The 16473-nt window shown below is 65.3% G+C and carries 16 protein-coding genes; 6 read left to right on the forward strand and 10 right to left on the reverse strand.

Annotated features, from left to right (window positions below; all coding sequences use genetic code 11):
- Positions 1-74: 74 nt before the first annotated feature.
- Both AC6LJW_RS15930 and AC6LJW_RS15935 read right to left on the reverse strand, forming a co-directional pair.
- Positions 75-1187 (reverse strand): porin, encoded by a 1113-nt coding sequence (locus AC6LJW_RS15930; RefSeq protein ID WP_056560225.1) that lies wholly within the window; start codon positions 1185-1187, stop codon positions 75-77.
- A gap of 451 nt (positions 1188-1638) precedes the next feature.
- A complete protein-coding gene (locus AC6LJW_RS15935) occupies positions 1639-2019 on the reverse strand; it encodes a DUF4148 domain-containing protein (RefSeq protein WP_056560229.1) in 381 nt (126 codons plus the stop codon).
- Positions 2020-2404: 385 nt separating this feature from the next.
- Here AC6LJW_RS15935 and AC6LJW_RS15940 point away from each other — a divergent pair, with 385 nt between their 5' ends.
- Positions 2405-3295, forward strand: coding sequence for a LysR family transcriptional regulator (locus AC6LJW_RS15940; RefSeq protein WP_056319627.1), 891 nt, complete (start codon positions 2405-2407; stop codon positions 3293-3295).
- A 30-nt stretch (positions 3296-3325) separates the two neighbouring features.
- Here the strand turns inward: AC6LJW_RS15940 and AC6LJW_RS15945 are convergent, their stop codons facing one another.
- From AC6LJW_RS15945 to purT, 8 genes are all read right to left on the reverse strand, one after another.
- Positions 3326-3880, reverse strand: coding sequence for an adenine phosphoribosyltransferase (locus tag AC6LJW_RS15945; RefSeq protein ID WP_056319625.1), 555 nt, complete (start codon positions 3878-3880; stop codon positions 3326-3328).
- Between the two features lie 53 nt (positions 3881-3933).
- Positions 3934-5631, reverse strand: coding sequence for a thiol reductant ABC exporter subunit CydC (gene cydC, locus AC6LJW_RS15950; protein ID WP_498087745.1), 1698 nt, complete (start codon positions 5629-5631; stop codon positions 3934-3936).
- Positions 5628-7295, reverse strand: coding sequence for a thiol reductant ABC exporter subunit CydD (gene cydD / locus AC6LJW_RS15955; RefSeq protein WP_498087753.1), 1668 nt, complete (start codon positions 7293-7295; stop codon positions 5628-5630). Before cydD ends, cydC begins: the two co-directional genes overlap by 4 nt.
- Before the next feature lie 77 nt (positions 7296-7372).
- Positions 7373-7498, reverse strand: a complete 126-nt coding sequence (gene cydX, locus AC6LJW_RS15960; protein ID WP_056560232.1) for a cytochrome bd-I oxidase subunit CydX — start codon at positions 7496-7498, stop codon at positions 7373-7375.
- 16 nt (positions 7499-7514) lie between these two features.
- Positions 7515-8669: a cytochrome d ubiquinol oxidase subunit II gene (gene cydB, locus AC6LJW_RS15965; protein WP_056560233.1), complete on the reverse strand. Its 1155-nt coding sequence runs from the start codon at positions 8667-8669 to the stop codon at positions 7515-7517.
- A 14-nt stretch (positions 8670-8683) separates the two neighbouring features.
- Positions 8684-10258, reverse strand: coding sequence for a cytochrome ubiquinol oxidase subunit I (locus AC6LJW_RS15970; protein WP_427987725.1), 1575 nt, complete (start codon positions 10256-10258; stop codon positions 8684-8686).
- A gap of 126 nt (positions 10259-10384) precedes the next feature.
- A complete protein-coding gene (locus tag AC6LJW_RS15975) occupies positions 10385-10930 on the reverse strand; it encodes a GbsR/MarR family transcriptional regulator (RefSeq protein ID WP_056319609.1) in 546 nt (181 codons plus the stop codon).
- 314 nt (positions 10931-11244) lie between these two features.
- Positions 11245-12462, reverse strand: a complete 1218-nt coding sequence (gene purT / locus AC6LJW_RS15980; protein ID WP_498087754.1) for a formate-dependent phosphoribosylglycinamide formyltransferase — start codon at positions 12460-12462, stop codon at positions 11245-11247.
- Positions 12463-12566: 104 nt separating this feature from the next.
- On the opposite strand from purT, the gene AC6LJW_RS15985 reads away from it, so the two are divergent.
- Genes AC6LJW_RS15985 through lptB form a run of 5 tightly spaced genes read left to right on the forward strand, consistent with a single transcriptional unit; the run spans position 12567 to position 16279 of the window.
- Positions 12567-13556: a KpsF/GutQ family sugar-phosphate isomerase gene (locus AC6LJW_RS15985; RefSeq protein WP_056560248.1), complete on the forward strand. Its 990-nt coding sequence runs from the start codon at positions 12567-12569 to the stop codon at positions 13554-13556.
- Positions 13553-14161, forward strand: a complete 609-nt coding sequence (locus AC6LJW_RS15990) for a KdsC family phosphatase (RefSeq protein WP_082578795.1) — start codon at positions 13553-13555, stop codon at positions 14159-14161. The genes AC6LJW_RS15985 and AC6LJW_RS15990 overlap by 4 nt, the downstream gene beginning before the upstream one ends.
- 37 nt (positions 14162-14198) lie before the next feature.
- Entirely contained in the window at positions 14199-14831 is a 633-nt protein-coding gene (gene lptC / locus AC6LJW_RS15995; RefSeq protein ID WP_056560260.1) for an LPS export ABC transporter periplasmic protein LptC, read from the forward strand.
- Positions 14828-15451, forward strand: coding sequence for a lipopolysaccharide transport periplasmic protein LptA (gene lptA, locus AC6LJW_RS16000; protein WP_427987722.1), 624 nt, complete (start codon positions 14828-14830; stop codon positions 15449-15451). Before lptC ends, lptA begins: the two co-directional genes overlap by 4 nt.
- A 33-nt stretch (positions 15452-15484) precedes the next feature.
- The gene (lptB, locus tag AC6LJW_RS16005; protein ID WP_056560267.1) at positions 15485-16279 is read left to right on the forward strand and encodes an LPS export ABC transporter ATP-binding protein; all 795 of its coding nucleotides are present in this window, start codon (positions 15485-15487) and stop codon (positions 16277-16279) included.
- Positions 16280-16473: the final 194 nt, after the last annotated feature.

The raw sequence follows: 16473 nt of genomic DNA on the forward strand, positions 1-16473 counted from the left end.
GGGTTCGCTGTCACTCAGCGGGCCACGGAGAATGGCCCGCACATTCAGCAAGGTTCAGCCGGACGTCCCGTTGCTTAGAAACGGTGACGCAGGCCGACGGCGACAGCCGTGTCGGTCGCGTCGTGCTGGAACGCGTAGTTGTCGCCATACGAGGCGTACGCGTACAGGTTCGTGCGCTTGGTGAAGTCGTACGTGTAGCCAAGGCTGTACACGTTGAACGTCGCGTCGTCGCCCGTCAGCTTGTCGTTGCTGGCGGTGGCGCGCTGCCACGAACCGAACACGGCGTGGCGGCCCAGCGGCACGGTGGCGCCGATCATGTACGAGTTGGCGCGGAAACCATCAGCCAGCTTGAACGAACCCAGCTTGTTCATGCCGTCGGGCGTGGTGCCCATGTTCTGACCGACGAACCAGCCGTCGCGGGTCTGACCGAACGCAGCCGCGACCTTCACGACTTCAAAGTCGTACGAACCGCCGACGATGTATTCCTGGATGCGCGCCGCGTCCTTGCCGCCAACGCGGTCGTTGGACGGATTGAAGCGGTCGTAAGCAGCCGCCAGGTTCAGCGGGCCGTTGACGTATTGCACACCGGCGGTGATCACGCGGTTGTTGTCGCCCGTGGCGAAGCCCTTCTGCGTCGTATCCGTGACGGTGTCGTCCGCGCTGAACGCGTAGCCGAGGCCGACCTTCAAACCGCCCAGGCTCGGGGTTTGATACAGGACCATGTTGTCCAGGCGCATCGTGTTGGCGCTGCCGAACGTGGTACCCATGTTGGCGTTGTTGTAGCTGATCGAGAACGGGTCGATCGAGCCGAAGTACTTCGACGCCAGGTTCGTCTGACGGCCGAATTCCAGACGGCCCCACGAATCGCTGTCCAGGCCAACCGTTGCTTGGCGGCCGAACAGGCGGTCGTTCTGCAGCGAGTTGCCGTTCAGGGGACCAAAGCCGCCTTCCAGCGTGAACACGGCGCGCAGGCCGTCGCCCAGATCTTCCGTGCCGCGCAGGCCAAAGCGCGAACCGCTGCTCACGCCCTGAACCGCACCGATACGGCTTTGCGAGTTGCCCTTGAACTTCACTTTTTCGTAGCCGAGGCCAGCATCGATCAAGCCGTACAGCGTCACGGAATCGGCGGCCTGCGCGGCGCCGGCAAAGCCGGTCAGCAACGCGACGGCCAAAAACGTCTTCTTCATTTGAATCCCCAAAATGGCGAGATGAAAGGCGCATTGCGGGGCGCCGGCAAACACCGCGAGCCCTCGCATGCCGCAACGTTGAATCGAGCGGCGATGCACTGGGCGTAGTGTCCGGCTTGTAGCAGTTCGTAGTAACCCGGATTTCGACGAACTACTTTCCATGGTTGGGATAATGACGCGAAGCTGAAGCCCCGGCTTGATCCAAAACGCTTGCTAAGGCCTTGATCTCAAATATGAATCATTGCTCGCATCACGGAACAGTAAGGCCGGATGCGGCGTTCGGCGACATGCCCACCGCCAACACATGTGGCGCAGGCGGAATAATTTTTGCGGCGTAAACGCCACACTGTTTCGGCAGGCGACAAAAGCGCGAGGCGCAAAAAAACCCCTCGGCGTCACAAGGGGTTCTTTCGGTGACCTGCCGGGCGGCGCGGTGCGCCGGCGCTGGAACTCAGCGGCCCTTGGGCGGGTAGTCCAGTTCGCCAAACGTGTATTCGCCGCGCGCCTTGGCGTCGGCCAATTCCTGGCGGACTTCTGCACGGCTCTTGCCGGCGGTCTGCGCCACGGCCTTGGGCGGGTAATCCAGTTCGGCGCTCGTCACCTGGCCTGCGGCCTTGGCGCTTTGCAGTTCCTGCTGCACCTGTTCGCGCGACAGGCTGGTGGTCTGGGCGACGGCGGGCGGATAGTCCAGCTCGCCAAAGGTGACGGTGCCGGCGGCCTTGGCGGCTTGCAGTTCCTGCTGGACCTGTTCACGCGTCTTGCCATCGGCGTGAGCGGCGGACATGCCGACGAGGGTAGCGGTAACCATGAGTGCGGTTGCTAGGGCTTTCATTTTGATGACTCCATCCTAAACGTTGCACATCGTCTTGCGCCGGGTTGGCGGCATTCGATATGACAATTTGATTGCTGGGACGAAGTATCTGGTTATTAGCGCCTAGTAAAAACCCTTAATTTGGTGAACATATTTGCACGGATGGGACAATTGCAAGTCGTATCCGCGGCGGGCGCCGCGCATGAAGGCCTTTGCGTGCGCATGCACTATGGTGAAGGCCCTTGCCGCCATTCAGTTTCCCGCAAGCTAGGTAACGCAATCGCAACGCGCCACGCAAGGGCCCTGTTGTGCAAGGTGGAGAAATAGACATTTCTACTGGCGGGACAATAATTCCATTTATGATACGAATCTGCCAGAAATGGAAATTTGAGTCTCGAGGGCATTCATGGACATCCAGCTTAACGACATCGCGCTATTCGTCGAGGTCGCCAAGCGCAAGAACTTCAGCCACGCCGCCGAAGCCCTGAATATCCCGACCTCCACGCTGTCGCGCCGGGTCAGTGAGCTGGAACGCAGCGTTGGCATGCGGCTGCTCAATCGCAGCACCCGCAAGATCGACCTGACCGAAGCGGGCGCCATTTATTTCGAACGCTGCCGGCACATCGTCGAAGAGGCGCGCATCGCCCATGACCAATTGCTGGACATGGCCGTGCAGCCCAAGGGCCGCCTGCGGATCTCGCTGCCCACCAGTCTTGCGCAATTGTTCCTGCCCGCCGTGATCCGCGAATTCCGCGAGCAGCATCCCGACATCGAGTGCGACTTTGACCTGAGCATGCGCCCGATCGATCCCATCAGCAATCCGTTCGACCTGATCCTGCGCTTCGGGCAACAGCCCGATTCCAGCCTCATCTCGCGCAAGATCGTGCTGATGGCGCACCAGCTCTATGCGTCGCCGGAATACCTGGCCCGCCACGGCGAACCGCGTGTGCCGGCGGACCTGACGCACCACGAATGCCTGCGCCCGACCATGCGCGAGGAGTCATCCTTCTGGATGCTCCATTCGGGCGACAAGGTCGAGCGCGTGCAAGTATCTGGCCGTCTGTCGGCCAATAACGTTGGGATGCTGGGGCGATTGGCCGGCCAAGGGCTGGGCATCACGCCGCTGCTGGTGTTTGATGCGATGGAGCGCGCCATCAAGCAGACGGGCCTGGTTCGCGTGTTGCCGGAATGGAGCCTGACTCCCCTGCCCTTGTTTGCGCTGCTGCCTTCGCGCATGCTGCCCGCCAAAACGAAGGCGTTTCTGGATTTCATCCAGCCTCGCCTGTCCGACGCGTAAGCCAGGGAAGTCGTCAGGGACGGCGTCGAATTACGGCGTCGTGTCCGCGCCGTACTGACAGACCGTGTAGAGCGGCGTGCCGGTGGCGGCCACCTTGGCGGAACCGCCGAGATCCGGCAGGTCGATGATGGCGGCCGCTTCCACCACGTTGGCGCCCAGGCGCTGCAGCAGCTTGATGGCCGCGAGCATGGTGCCGCCGGTGGCGATCAGGTCGTCCACCAGCAGAACGCGCTGGCCCGTGCGGACCGAATCGGTGTGCATCTCGACGGCGGCATTGCCGTATTCCAGGGAGTATTCCTCGGCCACCGTGCGGTAGGGCAGCTTGCCCTTCTTGCGCACGGGCACGAACCCCAGGTTCAGTTCATAAGCCAGCACGCTGCCCACGATGAAGCCGCGCGCGTCCACGCCCGCCACCAGATCCAGGCGCTGGCGCATGTAGCGATAGACGAAGAGATCGATCAGGACACGGAACGCACGGGGGTCCTGCAGCACCGGCGTGATATCGCGGAACGTGACACCGGGTTGGGGCCAGTCCGGAACGCTGCGGATGGTGCGCCGGATGAACTCGGCGTTGTCGGTCTGCATGGATACGGCCCTGAAGAATTGAAGCAAGGCGAACTATAACCGCGCCGCCGCGCTTAAGCCAGGATTGCCGCGCGCGATGACATGTCATGCAATTGCCCGTCACGCAACACATGGCAACGATGCACCGCGCCTTCAGGCAACGCCGCATGCGTGGCCAGCACAACCGTGCGCCCGCGCACCGCCTGTTCCAGGTCCGCGAAGAACGCGGCTTCAGCCGCGGCGTCCAGTCCCGCGGTCGGCTCGTCCAGCACGATGACCGCGGCAGGCGCCAGCAAGGCTCTGGCCAGGCACAGGCGCCGCGCCTGTCCGGCCGACAACTGCGAGCCCGTCTCGCCCGCCCACGTGTCCAGGCCGTCGGGCAGGCCGCGCACGAATTCGCCGAGCCTTGCCGCATCCAGGGCGCGCCACAGGGCGGCATCGTCGGCTGTGGCATCGCCGATCAATAGATTGGTGCGCAGCGTGCCCAGGAACACGGGCGCATCCTGCGACAGCAGAACGATCCGCCGATGCCAGTCCGCCTGCGCGCATTCGCGCGCATCGCAACCGCCGAACCGCACGTGTCCACCCTGCGGATCCTCCAGCCTGAGGATCAGATGCAGCAGCGTGGACTTGCCCGCGCCGCTTGCACCCACGATCGCCACGCGTTCACCCGGTTCGATGCGCAGGTTGATGTCCTGCAGCACCGGCGCGCTGTCGCCAGCCGCGCGCGCCGGGTAAGCAAAGCGCACGCCTTCCAGTTCCAGCGCCCCGTGATTGGGCAGCGGGCGCGGCACAACCGGATCCTGCATGTCGGGTTCGCATTGCGTGATCTCTCGGATGCGCGCGGCTGCCGACATCGCGGATCCCATCCGGGAAGCGCCGCGCATGATGGGGCCCGCAACCTCGAAGATGCCGATGACGGCCAGCAGCAGGCCGGCCAGGACGGGGCCTTCGATCCGCCCCGCCTCATGCTCGGCCAGACCGAACCACAGCAGCGCCATCACCGCGGCGCCCGCGGCCACCTGCAGGAACCATTGCCCGCGCACAGCCACCCGCGCCTGACTGCGCCGCGCCAGGGCGCTGGCTTCGCACAGGCGCTCGAAGTGCGCCAACGTCTGGTCCTGCGCATGCAGCGCGACCATGTCCGCGTGGCCGTCCACCGCGTCCAGCGTGGCGGCGCGCAGCCCTGCCGCGCTTTCCTGTGCTGCCACGCCGGGCTTGCGCGCCGCGCGCAACAGCCACAACGGCACCACCGCGCACGCCGTCAGCACCGCCAACGCAAAGACCAGCGCCGCGGCGGGCACCCATTGCCCCAGCACGGCGGTGAGCACCGCGCCGGCAATGATTGCGGTGGCCAGCGGCGCGAGCACAAACAGAAAGACCGTATCCAGCGCGTCGACGTCATTCGTCATGCGGGCGACCAGGTCGCCGCTTCGATAACGCGCCAACTGGCGCGGTGTCAGCCGGATCAGCGCCGCGAACACCATGGCGCGCAGATCCGCCAGCAGACGCAAGGTGGCGGCATGCCCGACCACGCGGTCGGCGTAGCGCGACACGATGCGCAGGAACGACAGCCCGCGCACCAGCGCGGAAGGCGCGAACAGGTTGAAGACGCTGCCTGCGCCGGCCAGGAACGCGCCGGTCAGGAACCAGCCCGACACGCCCAGCAGACCCACGCCAGCGGCAACGGTGGCCAGCGCGCAGAACAATGCGAGCAAAAGCCCGCCTTTTCGGCGCGCGTACAGGGGCAGGAGCAACAACAGGTTCTTCATGCGTCTATTACCGTGCCGTTGGCGACGCGCGCCACGCGGCCAAATCTTGCCGCCACCGCGGGCGAATGCGTCGCCAGCACCAGGGTGCGGCCGGCGGAAAACTGCAGGATCTCGTCCAGCACGCGGGCCTGCGTTGCTTCGTCCAGATGGGCGGTGGGTTCGTCCAGCAGAATCAGGCCGGGGTCGCGCAGGAACAGGCGGGCCAGCGCCACGCGCTGCGCCTGGCCGCCGGACAGACCATGGCCGCGGCTGCCGAGCGCAGTGTCCAGGCCTTGCGGCAGGTCCTGCGTGAATTCCAGCACGCACGCGCGGCGCGCGGCGTCCTGCACCTGCGCATCCGTGGCGCCCGGCTGCCCCAGCCGGATGTTGTCGGCGATTGAGCCAGCCAGCAACTGCGGCCGCTGGCCGATCAGCGCCACGCGCTGGCGCAAGGCGGCCTCATCCCATTGCGCCAGGGGCAGGCCATCGATGCGGATGTCGCCGTCGGCTGGCCGCAGACGCGCGATGGCCTCGATGAATGTGGATTTGCCGACGCCGCTGGGTCCCATCAGCGCCACGTGTTCGCCCGGCGCCAGATCAAAAGCGGCATCCGCCAGCACTGGCTGGCCACGGCCCGGCGCCTCGACGCGCAGACCGCCGATGGCGACCGCAGCGCCCAGGCCGGCGTGCGCGGGCCGGCCGCGCAATGCGGACGTGTCCTCGGCTTCGGCTTGCGGCAGGCCATCGAACAGCACGGCGATCTGCGTCACGGCGGCAAGCGCTGTCGCGCGATCGTGATAGTGGGCCGCAAACTGGCGCAGCGGGGCATAGACCTCGGGCGCCATCAGCAGGCAGAAGAGCCCGGCCTGCAAGGTCAGAGGCGACCAGCGCACGTCCAGGAATCCCAGGTAGGTCAGGCCGATGTAGACGGCAACGCCCGCCACGCCCAGCGCGGCAAAGAATTCCAGCACGGCCGACGACAGGAACGCGATGCGCAGCACCGACATCGTCCGCTGGCGCAGCGCATCGCTGGCCGCCACGACGGACTGGGCCTCGGCCTGCGCGCGTCCATACAGCTTCAGTGTGGACAGCCCGCGCAGCCGGTCAGCAAAAAAGCCCGACAGGCGAGCGAAGGCGCGCAAGTGGCGGCGGCTGGCGCCTTGCGCGCCCCACCCTACCAGCGCCATGAAGAGCGGAATCAGCGGCGCGGTGATCAACAGCACCAGGCCGGCAATCACGTCAACCGGCAGCAGCACCACCGAAAACGCCACGGGAAGCATTGCGGCCGCGGCCATCGCGGGCAGGTACTTGGCAAAGAAGCCATCCAGCGCCTCCACCTGGTCGACCACCGCACTCGCCAGTTCACCCGACGCCTTGCCGCGGCTCCAGTAAGGACCTTTCTGCACCAGCCGCTGAAACAGGGACTGGCGCACGTGGCGCTTGATGCGCTCGGAAGCATCCGCGCCGGCGCGCTCGCCGGCCCACGTGATGCACGCGCGCACCAGCATCAGCCCCGCGATGGCGGCGATGCTGCCCAGCAGTTCAGCTCGCGGGAAATGGCCGACGATCGCCGAATCGAGCACCCTGGCAAGCAGCCAGGCCTGCACGACCAGCAAGACGCCGCTTACCAGCGGCGCGGCGCCCGCAAAAATGAGCGGGAACCGCGCCGACCGGGCCAGCCCCATCAGCCACCGCGACTGCTCGCGCGGCGGCTTCTGCAGGGACGCCGACGGGTCGTGCTCGAGGCTGCTTGCGCCGCCGCTCACTCGTCGCCGCGGCTGGCGCGCGGGTCATGGCTCTGACCTTCACGCAACTCGAACCACATCGCATTAAGAATGGCGAAAGCGCACGCCAGGCCCAGGCCGAGGATCCATGAGAAATACCACATGGTGTTGGTTCCTTTATCAGTACGAGTTGGGCGTATCGCCAACCGAATCATGGGTGACCTTGCCGCGCATGACGCGATACACCCAGGCGGTGTAGAGGGTCACGATGGGCAGGAATACGGCAACCGCGATCACCATGATCCACAGCGTCAGATGGCTGGACGAGCCGTCCCATACCGTCAGGCCTGCCTTCGGATTGACCGAGGACGGCATGATGAACGGGAAGAGCGAGAAGCCCACCGTCAGGATCACGCCGGCGATGGACGCCGAGGACGACAGGAACGCCAGCATGTTGGCGCGCACGGTCAGCAGCAGCCCCGCGAGCAAGGCGCCGGCCACGCCCAGCGCGGGCGCGATCCACATCCACGGCCACTTCGCGTAGTTGGCCATCCAGGCGCCGGTCTGCACCGACACGGACTTGAGCATCGGGTCCGACGGCGCGGCCGGGTCGACCACACTGGTGATCGCATGGCCCGGCACGCCGCCCGCGACCCAGAAGCCACCGGCCACGAAGAGCACGGCGGTGAGCATTGCGCACAGCCGGCCCCAGTTGCGCGCCCGCGAGGACACGGGATCATCCGTGCGCCAGGCCAGCAGCACCGCGCCGTGCATGGTCAACATCACCACGCTCAGTACGCCTGCCAGCAAGGCGAAGGGCATGAAGAGCTGGAAGAAATGCCCTTCGTACATCGGACGCAGCGTCACCGCGTCATACGTGAACGGTACGCCGAGGATGACGTTGCCCATGGCCACGCCAAACACCAGCGACGCCAGCACGCCCGAGAAGCACAGCACGGCATCCCAGCGGTTGCGCCAGCGCGTGCCTTCCATCTTGCTGCGGTACTTGAAGCCGACCGGCCGCAGAATCAGCGCAAGCAGCACCAGCATCATCGCCAGGTAAAAGCCCGAGAACGACGCGGCATAAAGCAACGGCCACGCGGCGAAGATGGCGCCGCCCGCAGTGATGAGCCAGACCTGGTTGCCTTCCCACACCGGCCCCACCACGTTAATCACGATGCGGCGCTCGGCGTCGGTCTTGGCGACCACCGGCAACAGCGCGGCCACGCCCAAGTCAAAGCCATCCATGACGGCAAAGCCGATGAGCAACGCGCCCATCAACGCCCACCACACCACGCGCAGCGTGCCGTAGTCGAAAGGAATAAGGGTATCCATTTGCGTTTCTCCCCTTAGGCGCGCACGGCGGCGTGGACGGGATCGGCGGCGGCATCACCCGGCGCCGGCCCGTCGGATTTCGGTCCGGCCTTGATGGCATGCAGCATGACCTTCACGCCGATGATGAGCAGGATCGTGTACAGCACCAGGAAGATCGTCAGACTGATGACGAGGTCGGTGATCGTGAGGCCCGATGCCGCGTAATACGTGGGCAGCACGCCTTCGATCACCCAGGGCTGGCGGCCGTACTCGGCGACGAACCAGCCGCTTTCGATGGCGATCCACGGCAGCGGCAGGCTCCACAGCGCCACCTTGAGCAGACGGGGACTGCTATCCAGGCGGCCGCGAGACGCAAGCCAGAACGCCACGCCGAAGAACAGGATCAGGTACATGCCCACTGCGACCATGATGCGGAACGCCCAGAACAGCGGCGCCACGGTCGGCACGGTATCGATCGCGGCCTGCTTGATCTGCGCCTCGGTGACCTTGCTGAGGTCCTCCTCATGGCGCTTGACGAGCAGCGCATAGCCCAGGTCCGGCCAGGTCTTGTCGAACACCATGCGGGCATCGACGTCCTTGGGATTGGCGCGGATCTTCTGCAGGGCTTCATAGGCCACGAGGCCGTCGCGGATGCGATTCTCGGCGCGCAGGATCAGGTCGTTGATGCCCAGCAGCGGCGTGGTCAGCGACCGCGTGCCGATGATGCCCATGACATAGGGAATCTCGATCGCGAAATCGTTGCGGCGCTCGGCCTGGTTCGGGATGGCGAATAGGTTGAACGATGCGGGCGCGGGCTCGGTGTGCCACATGGACTCCATGGCCGCGATCTTCATCTTCTGGTGTTCGGTGGTGAGGTAACCGCTTTCGTCACCCAGCACGACCACCGACAGCGCGCCGGCCAGACCGAAGCTGGCGGCCACCGCCATCGAGCGCTTGGCCAGGTCGATATGGCGGCCGCGCAGCAGATACCAGGCGCTGATCGACATGACGAACATGGCGCCTGCCACGTAGCCGGCGCTGACGGTGTGCACGAACTTGGCTTGCGCGACAGGGTTGAAGATGACCGCGGCGAAGTCGGTCATTTCCATGCGCATCGTGTCCGGATTGAAGATCGCGCCGACCGGGTTCTGCATCCAGCCGTTGGCGATCAGGATCCACAGGGCCGAGAAGTTGGTGCCAAAGGCCACCAGCCAGGTCACGGCCAGGTGGCTGACCTTGGACATGCGGTTCCAGCCGAAGAAGAACAGGCCGACGAAGGTGGCTTCCAGGAAGAACGCCATCAGCCCTTCAAGCGCCAGCGGCGCGCCGAAGATGTCGCCCACGTAGTGACTGTAGTAGGACCAGTTCATGCCGAACTGGAACTCCATCACCACGCCGGTCGCCACGCCCAGCGCAAAGTTGATGCCGAACAGCGTGCCCCAGAACATCGTCATCTTTTTCCAGATGGGGCGGCCGGTCATGACGTACACGCTTTCCATGATGGCCAGGATGAACGACAGGCCAAGCGTGAGCGGGACAAAGATGAAATGGTAGAGCACGGTCGCGGCGAACTGGAACCGCGAGAGATTCACGACATCGATATCAATCATGAGGCTGCTCCCAAGGCGTCGACGCGCTGCGGCAACCGGCATGGTTCCCAGGCCGTCTGACGCGCCATGTTAGGGGCGTTGCATACAACTTCATAGAGGTTTCCTGAAAAATCGAGGCGTGACGGGTCAGCCCTTGCCCCGCAATTTGCCGGCGAATCCCAACACCTTCTGCACCTTGGAACCAAGTTTCATGAGGCTTTGCAGGGTTTCGGGCGGCAGCCGTTGAACCTCATCGAACCACCCCGTGGATAGTTCGATGAGCTCCAGCATTTCGGTCATTCGTTGTTGCGCGTAAGCCTCGTCGGGCCCGGACGGCGACTCCAGCAGCGTGTCGCGCAGGAGCGTAAGGGTGGGGTCGACTTCGCGCTTGCGCTTCTCTTCCATGAGGATGCGGAAGATTTCCCAGACGTCCTTGGGGGTCTCGAAGTAGTCGCGGCGGTCGCCCACCTGATGCATCAGCTTGACCAGGCGCCAGGACTGCAGCTCCTTCAGCCCGAGGCTGACGTTCGAGCGCGAAAAGCCCAGGGCCTCGGCGATATCGTCGGCGTTGAGCGGCTGCGGCGCCAGGAACAGCAGTGCGTAGATCTGGCCGACGGTGCGATTTACGCCCCAACGGCTGCCCATCTCACCGAAGTGCAGGACGAAACGTTCAATCTGGGGGGAAAGCGCCATGAGGATCAGCCAGTCACACAACGAATCCTGCACGACATATGCAGTTACGTTGATTTCAGAAATTTCTGAAATTATCGAACAAACGATGAGAAAGCGCAAACCACACCTGCAGCAGGGGCAAGAGCGCAAACCAACGCCATTCAGAGGGCGCGCACGGCAAATTAGCCGTTCAACGTGACAGCCATACAACACTTGGCGGAGGCGGCGGACGGCAAAAACGCCACCGGCCGGTGAGGCGGGTGGCGTTCAAGGGGAGGAAAAGCTGGGGGTTGCCGGGGGCTTTTACCCCGTCAGCGACGCAGGGTTCAGGGCGATCAGCCGGCCTTGACGGTCACGGCGGCGGACACGCGCTTGGCCTTGGCGCGGGCGGCGGCTACGTCCTCGGCCACGGCCAGGCCCACGCCCATGCGGCGCTTGACGAACGATTCGGGCTTGCCGAAGAGACGGATGTCCGTGCCGGGCTCAGCCAGGGCCTCGGCCACGCCATGGAACGACACAGCACCGGCTTCCACGCCACCGTAGATGACGCTGCTGGCGCCCGGCTGGCGCAGGCTGGGATCGACCGGCAGCCCCAGCAGCGCACGGGCGTGCAGTTCGAATTCGTTCTGCACCTGGGTAATCATGGTGACCATGCCGGTGTCGTGCGGACGCGGACTGACTTCCGAGAACCAGACCTGGTCGCCCGCCACGAAGAGCTCGACGCCGAAGATGCCCAGGCCGCCCAGCTCGGACGTGACGGCCAGCGCGATGTCGCGGGCGCGCTGCAGCGCCGCCGGCGACATGGGGTGCGGCTGCCAGCTTTCGACGTAGTCGCCGTCGACCTGCTTGTGGCCGATGGGCTCGCAGTACCGGGTCTCGACCTGGCCGTCGGCGCCACGGGCGCGCACGGTCAGAAGCGTGATTTCGTAGTCGAAGCGGATGAACCCCTCGACAATGGCGCGGCCGCCCCCGACCCGGCCCCCTTCCTGGGCATAGCGCCAGGCGGAGGCCACGTCGTCGGCGCTCTTGATGACCGACTGGCCTTTGCCCGACGACGACATGACCGGCTTGATGACGCACGGATAGCCGATGCCGCCGTCGATCGCCTGGCGCAATTCTTCCTCGGTGTCGACGAAGCTGTAGGGCGAAGTCGGCAGGCCCAGGGTCTCGGCCGCCAGGCGGCGGATGCCTTCGCGATTCATGGTGAGCTGGGCCGCGCGGGCCGTCGGGGTGACCCGCGCCACGCCGGCCGCTTCCAGTTCCACCAGCAAGCTGGTGGCAATGGCCTCGATTTCAGGGACAATAACGTGCGGCTGCTCCTGCTCGATGACCTGCCGCAAGGCCTGCGGGTCCGTCATCGAGACCACATGCGCCCGGTGCGCCACCTGATGGCCCGGGGCGTCGGCATACCGATCCACCGCAATGACTTCGACGCCCAGGCGCTGCAGGGCGATGATGACCTCTTTGCCCAGTTCACCGGACCCCAGCAGCATGACGCGGGTGGCCAGGGGGGACAGTGGCGTGCCAAGGACGGGACTGGAAATGCTGGACATGGAGCGGGCCTGGAAGGAAAGTTTGAAAGCCATTGAAAGACTCGCCAGCATGCCATACGCCCCTGCGCGGGGCAAACTAGCATACTGAGATTAAAATCCGCCCCATGACCGACCATCCCACCTCATCGTCCGGCACCGCGCTGGCATCTGCGCGCAGAACGCTACAGATTGAATGCCAGGGCCTGCAAGACCTGTCCGCCCGGCTGGATGACAGCTTCACGCGGGTCGTCGACCTGCTGCTTGCCTGCCGCGGCCGGGTGGTCGTCAGCGGCATCGGAAAAACGGGACACATCGCCCGCAAGATCGCCGCGACGCTGGCGTCCACCGGCACCCCCGCCTTCTTCGTGCACGCCGCCGAGGCCGTCCATGGCGACCTGGGCATGATCACCCGCGACGACGTGCTCATCGCCATCTCCTATTCGGGCTCGGGCGAGGAACTGCTGACCATCCTGCCCGTGGTGCGTCGCATGGGCGCCGGGCTGGTGGCGATCACCGGCAACCCGCAATCCGAACTGGCCCGCCAGGCCGACATCCATCTGGATGCCAGCGTGGCCCAGGAAGCCTGCCCGCTGAACCTGGCCCCCACCGCCAGCACCACGGCCGCACTGGCGCTGGGCGACGCCCTGGCCGTCGCCTGCCTGGAAGCGCGCGGTTTCGGCCCGCAGGACTTTGCCCGCTCGCACCCGGGCGGCGCGCTGGGCCGCCGGCTGCTCACCCACGTGCGCGACGTCATGCGCCAGGGAAACGCCCTGCCCATCGTCACGGCGGACACCCCGGTGTCGCAGGCCCTGGAGGTCATGTCGGCCAAGGGCATGGGCATGACGGTCGTGACCGACGCACAGCACCGCCCGCTGGGCATCTTCACCGACGGCGACTTGCGCCGTCTGATCGCGCGGCACGGCGACATCCGCAGCCTGACCGTCGAGGCGGGCATGACGCGATCGCCGCGCAGCATCAACCCCGAGGCACTCGCCGTCGAGGCCGCCCGGCAGATGGACGAACAACGGCTCAATCACATGCTGGTGATGGACAATGACGGCGCGCTGGTCGGTGCATTGCACATGCACGATCTGATGGCCGCTAAAGTGGTATGACTATGAATCTCTCTGCTTCCGTGAATCACCCGGCCGAAGCGCTGGTGCTTGCCCGTATCCCCGCCATCGTGCGCGAACGCGCCGCGGCCGTGCGGCTGATGGTTTTCGACGTGGACGGCGTGCTGACCGATGGCAGCCTCTATTACGGCGAAGGCGGCGAACTGCAAAAACGCTTCCACGCGCTGGACGGCCACGGGCTGCGGCTGCTGATGGAAGGCGGGCTGAAAGTCGCGCTGATCACCGGCCGTTCCGGCCCCATCGTCGCGCGCCGCGCGGCCGAACTCGGCATCGCCGAAGTGATCCAGGGCGTGCGCGACAAGGGCACCGCCCTGACCGAACTTGCGCAGCGCTGCGGTGTCCAACTGAATCAAACCGGCTACATGGGCGATGACATCATCGACCTGCCGGCCTTGCAGCGCGCGGGTTTTGCCGCCAGCGTGCCCAACGCCCCCGGCTACGTCAGCCAGACCGCGCACTGGGTTTCGACCCTGCCCGGCGGAAGCGGGGCCGTGCGCGAATGCTGCGATCTCCTCCTGGCCTCGCAAGGCCGCCTGGGCGCCTTCCTGGCTGCGCCGGGCCTGCTGGGCCCCGGGGCGATCCAGTGATTCCGCCCTCAACGAATACGCCCTCGCGGCGCACCCGATGAAAGAACGTTTTCCCTCACTGATCGCGCTGTTCCTGCTGCTGGTGCTGGTCACCAGTTCGTGGTGGGCGGCCGATTACGCGCAGCGCGCCATCCAGGTGGACCCGCCGCGCCGCGTCACCCACGAAATGGATGCGTGGTCGCGCGAATTCGTGATGCTGCGCACCGATCCCACGGGCAAGCCCATCAACCGCCTCGAAGGCGACTATATGGAGCATTTTCCCGACGACGACTCGTATCACGTCACGGCGCCGCGCGCCGTGGGCCAGCGCGAGTCCAATCCGATCACGGTGGCCGTTTCCAAAACGGCCGTGATGGAACAGGGCGGCAAGCGCATCGTCATGCAAGGCGATGCCCATGTGCTGCGCCAGCCCGACGCCGAGAACGACATGCTGGACGTGCGCAGCCAGCAGCTCATCATCCTGCCCGACGAAGACGTGGTCTTCACCGACCTGCCCGCCACGGTCCTGAAGGGCCGCTCGCGCATGCAGGGCACGGGCATGCACTACAACAACAAGACTCGCCAATTGCAGGTTTCGGCATCGACCGACGTGGAAATTGCCGGTTCGGAAGGCAAGCAGCAGCGCCGCACCGAAATTCCTGCCAACAACTCTAACCAGAAAAAGCCATGACCGACCTTCGGACCTTCCTCGCCCCGACGACCCGCCTGATGGGCGCCGTGCTGTTGACGGCCTGCGCGCTTGCGCCGGCGCACGCGGCGGAACCGAAAGCGGCCACGCCGGCCGAAGAGCCCAGCACGCTGATCCTGTCGGACACGCTGCACTACGACGACGTGAAGAAACAAAGCGTGTTCACCGGCAACGTCAACCTGACGCGCGGGCTGATGACGCTGTCGTCAGACACGCTGCAAATGAACGAGGATGCGCAGGGCAACCAATACGGCACGGCCATCGCCGACAAAGGCAAGGTGGTCACGATCCGCCAGGAGCGCCCCGACAGCTTCGAACTCATCGAAGGCAAGGGCCTGCGCGCCGAATACGACGGCACCAACAGCACGTTCGACCTGATCGGCCAGGCCGTCATCGTCCGCTACGTCTGTGGGAAACCGTTCGATACCATTCGCGGCGAGCGGGTACGCTACAACGAGAAGTCCGGCACCTACGAAGCGCAAGGCGGCCCGAACTCCGCCGCGGCTGGCGGACGCGTGCGGTCCCTGGCCGAACCGCGCGCCAAGCTGGACGCCGCTGTCGCTGAATGCCGCAAGCAGCAGGCAACCAAGAAAGGGCGCTGAAGCGCTTCCCCCGCCACACCAATCGCAGCCACGATGAATCAACCTTCAGTGCCGACCCCCGTGACCTCCGCCCCTTCGGGCGTCAAGCAGGGCAGCCTGCGCGCAACCGGACTGCGCAAGACCTACAACGGCCGCACCGTCGTGCAGGATGTGTCCCTGTCCGTGGTCAGCGGCGAAGTCGTAGGCCTCTTGGGCCCCAACGGCGCAGGCAAGACCACCAGCTTCTACATGATCGTCGGCCTGGTGCCGGCGGACGCGGGCCGTATCGAAATCGACGGCTCCGTCATCACCGCGATGCCCATCCACAAGCGCGCGCGCATGGGCCTGTCGTATCTGCCGCAAGATGCCTCCGTGTTCCGCCGCCTGACGGTGGAGCAGAACATCCGCGCGGTATTGGAATTGCAAGTGGGTCCGGATGGCCGTCCGCTGACGACGCCCAAGATCAACGAACAGATGGAATCGCTGCTCGAAGAGCTGCAGATCGGGCACATCCGCAGCAACGCCGCGATCTCGCTGTCGGGCGGTGAACGCCGGCGCGTGGAAATCGCGCGCGCGCTGGCCACCAGCCCGCGCTTCATCCTGCTGGACGAACCGTTTGCCGGCGTGGATCCCATCGCCGTCATCGAGATCCAGCGCATCGTGCGCTTCCTGAAGGGCCGCGGGATCGGCGTGCTGATCACCGACCACAACGTGCGCGAAACCCTGGGCATCTGCGATCGCGCTTACATCATCAGTGAAGGCAAGGTGCTGACCGACGGCCACCCCGAGGAAATCGTGGGCGACCCCGCCGTTCGCCGGGTATACCTGGGCGAACACTTCCGTATGTAACCACCGCCTGAAAGACCCCGTAACGCATGAAAAAAGACCGCCATACGCTCTCGGGCTCAGCCATAAAAATGCCATGAAGTTGCGGTAGGTCAGCTTGTTTTATCGGCCCGAGTCTATACACTAGAGCTAAACGAACCCTGCTTATTGAAGGAGAACGCCTACGAACTTACCGCGCCTTTTGCGCACTTTTTTCC

The sequence above is a fragment of the Achromobacter sp. 1012554356 genome (assembly GCF_059760815.1).

Excerpts from the sequence above, each read along its gene's own strand:
- AC6LJW_RS15930 (WP_056560225.1), bottom strand. The coding sequence starts at position 1,187 with ATGAAGAAGACGTTTTTGGCCGTCGCGTTGCTGACCGGCTTTGCCGGC.
- AC6LJW_RS15935 (WP_056560229.1), bottom strand. The coding sequence starts at position 2,019 with ATGAAAGCCCTAGCAACCGCACTCATGGTTACCGCTACCCTCGTCGGC.
- AC6LJW_RS15940 (WP_056319627.1), top strand. The coding sequence starts at position 2,405 with ATGGACATCCAGCTTAACGACATCGCGCTATTCGTCGAGGTCGCCAAG.
- AC6LJW_RS15945 (WP_056319625.1), bottom strand. The coding sequence starts at position 3,880 with ATGCAGACCGACAACGCCGAGTTCATCCGGCGCACCATCCGCAGCGTT.
- cydC (WP_498087745.1), bottom strand. The coding sequence starts at position 5,631 with ATGAAGAACCTGTTGTTGCTCCTGCCCCTGTACGCGCGCCGAAAAGGC.
- cydD (WP_498087753.1), bottom strand. The coding sequence starts at position 7,295 with ATGGGGCTGGCCCGGTCGGCGCGGTTCCCGCTCATTTTTGCGGGCGCC.
- cydX (WP_056560232.1), bottom strand. The coding sequence starts at position 7,498 with ATGTGGTATTTCTCATGGATCCTCGGCCTGGGCCTGGCGTGCGCTTTC.
- cydB (WP_056560233.1), bottom strand. The coding sequence starts at position 8,669 with ATGGATACCCTTATTCCTTTCGACTACGGCACGCTGCGCGTGGTGTGG.
- AC6LJW_RS15970 (WP_427987725.1), bottom strand. The coding sequence starts at position 10,258 with ATGATTGATATCGATGTCGTGAATCTCTCGCGGTTCCAGTTCGCCGCG.
- AC6LJW_RS15975 (WP_056319609.1), bottom strand. The coding sequence starts at position 10,930 with ATGGCGCTTTCCCCCCAGATTGAACGTTTCGTCCTGCACTTCGGTGAG.
- purT (WP_498087754.1), bottom strand. The coding sequence starts at position 12,462 with ATGTCCAGCATTTCCAGTCCCGTCCTTGGCACGCCACTGTCCCCCCTG.
- AC6LJW_RS15985 (WP_056560248.1), top strand. The coding sequence starts at position 12,567 with ATGACCGACCATCCCACCTCATCGTCCGGCACCGCGCTGGCATCTGCG.
- AC6LJW_RS15990 (WP_082578795.1), top strand. The coding sequence starts at position 13,553 with ATGACTATGAATCTCTCTGCTTCCGTGAATCACCCGGCCGAAGCGCTG.
- lptC (WP_056560260.1), top strand. The coding sequence starts at position 14,199 with ATGAAAGAACGTTTTCCCTCACTGATCGCGCTGTTCCTGCTGCTGGTG.
- lptA (WP_427987722.1), top strand. The coding sequence starts at position 14,828 with ATGACCGACCTTCGGACCTTCCTCGCCCCGACGACCCGCCTGATGGGC.
- lptB (WP_056560267.1), top strand. The coding sequence starts at position 15,485 with ATGAATCAACCTTCAGTGCCGACCCCCGTGACCTCCGCCCCTTCGGGC.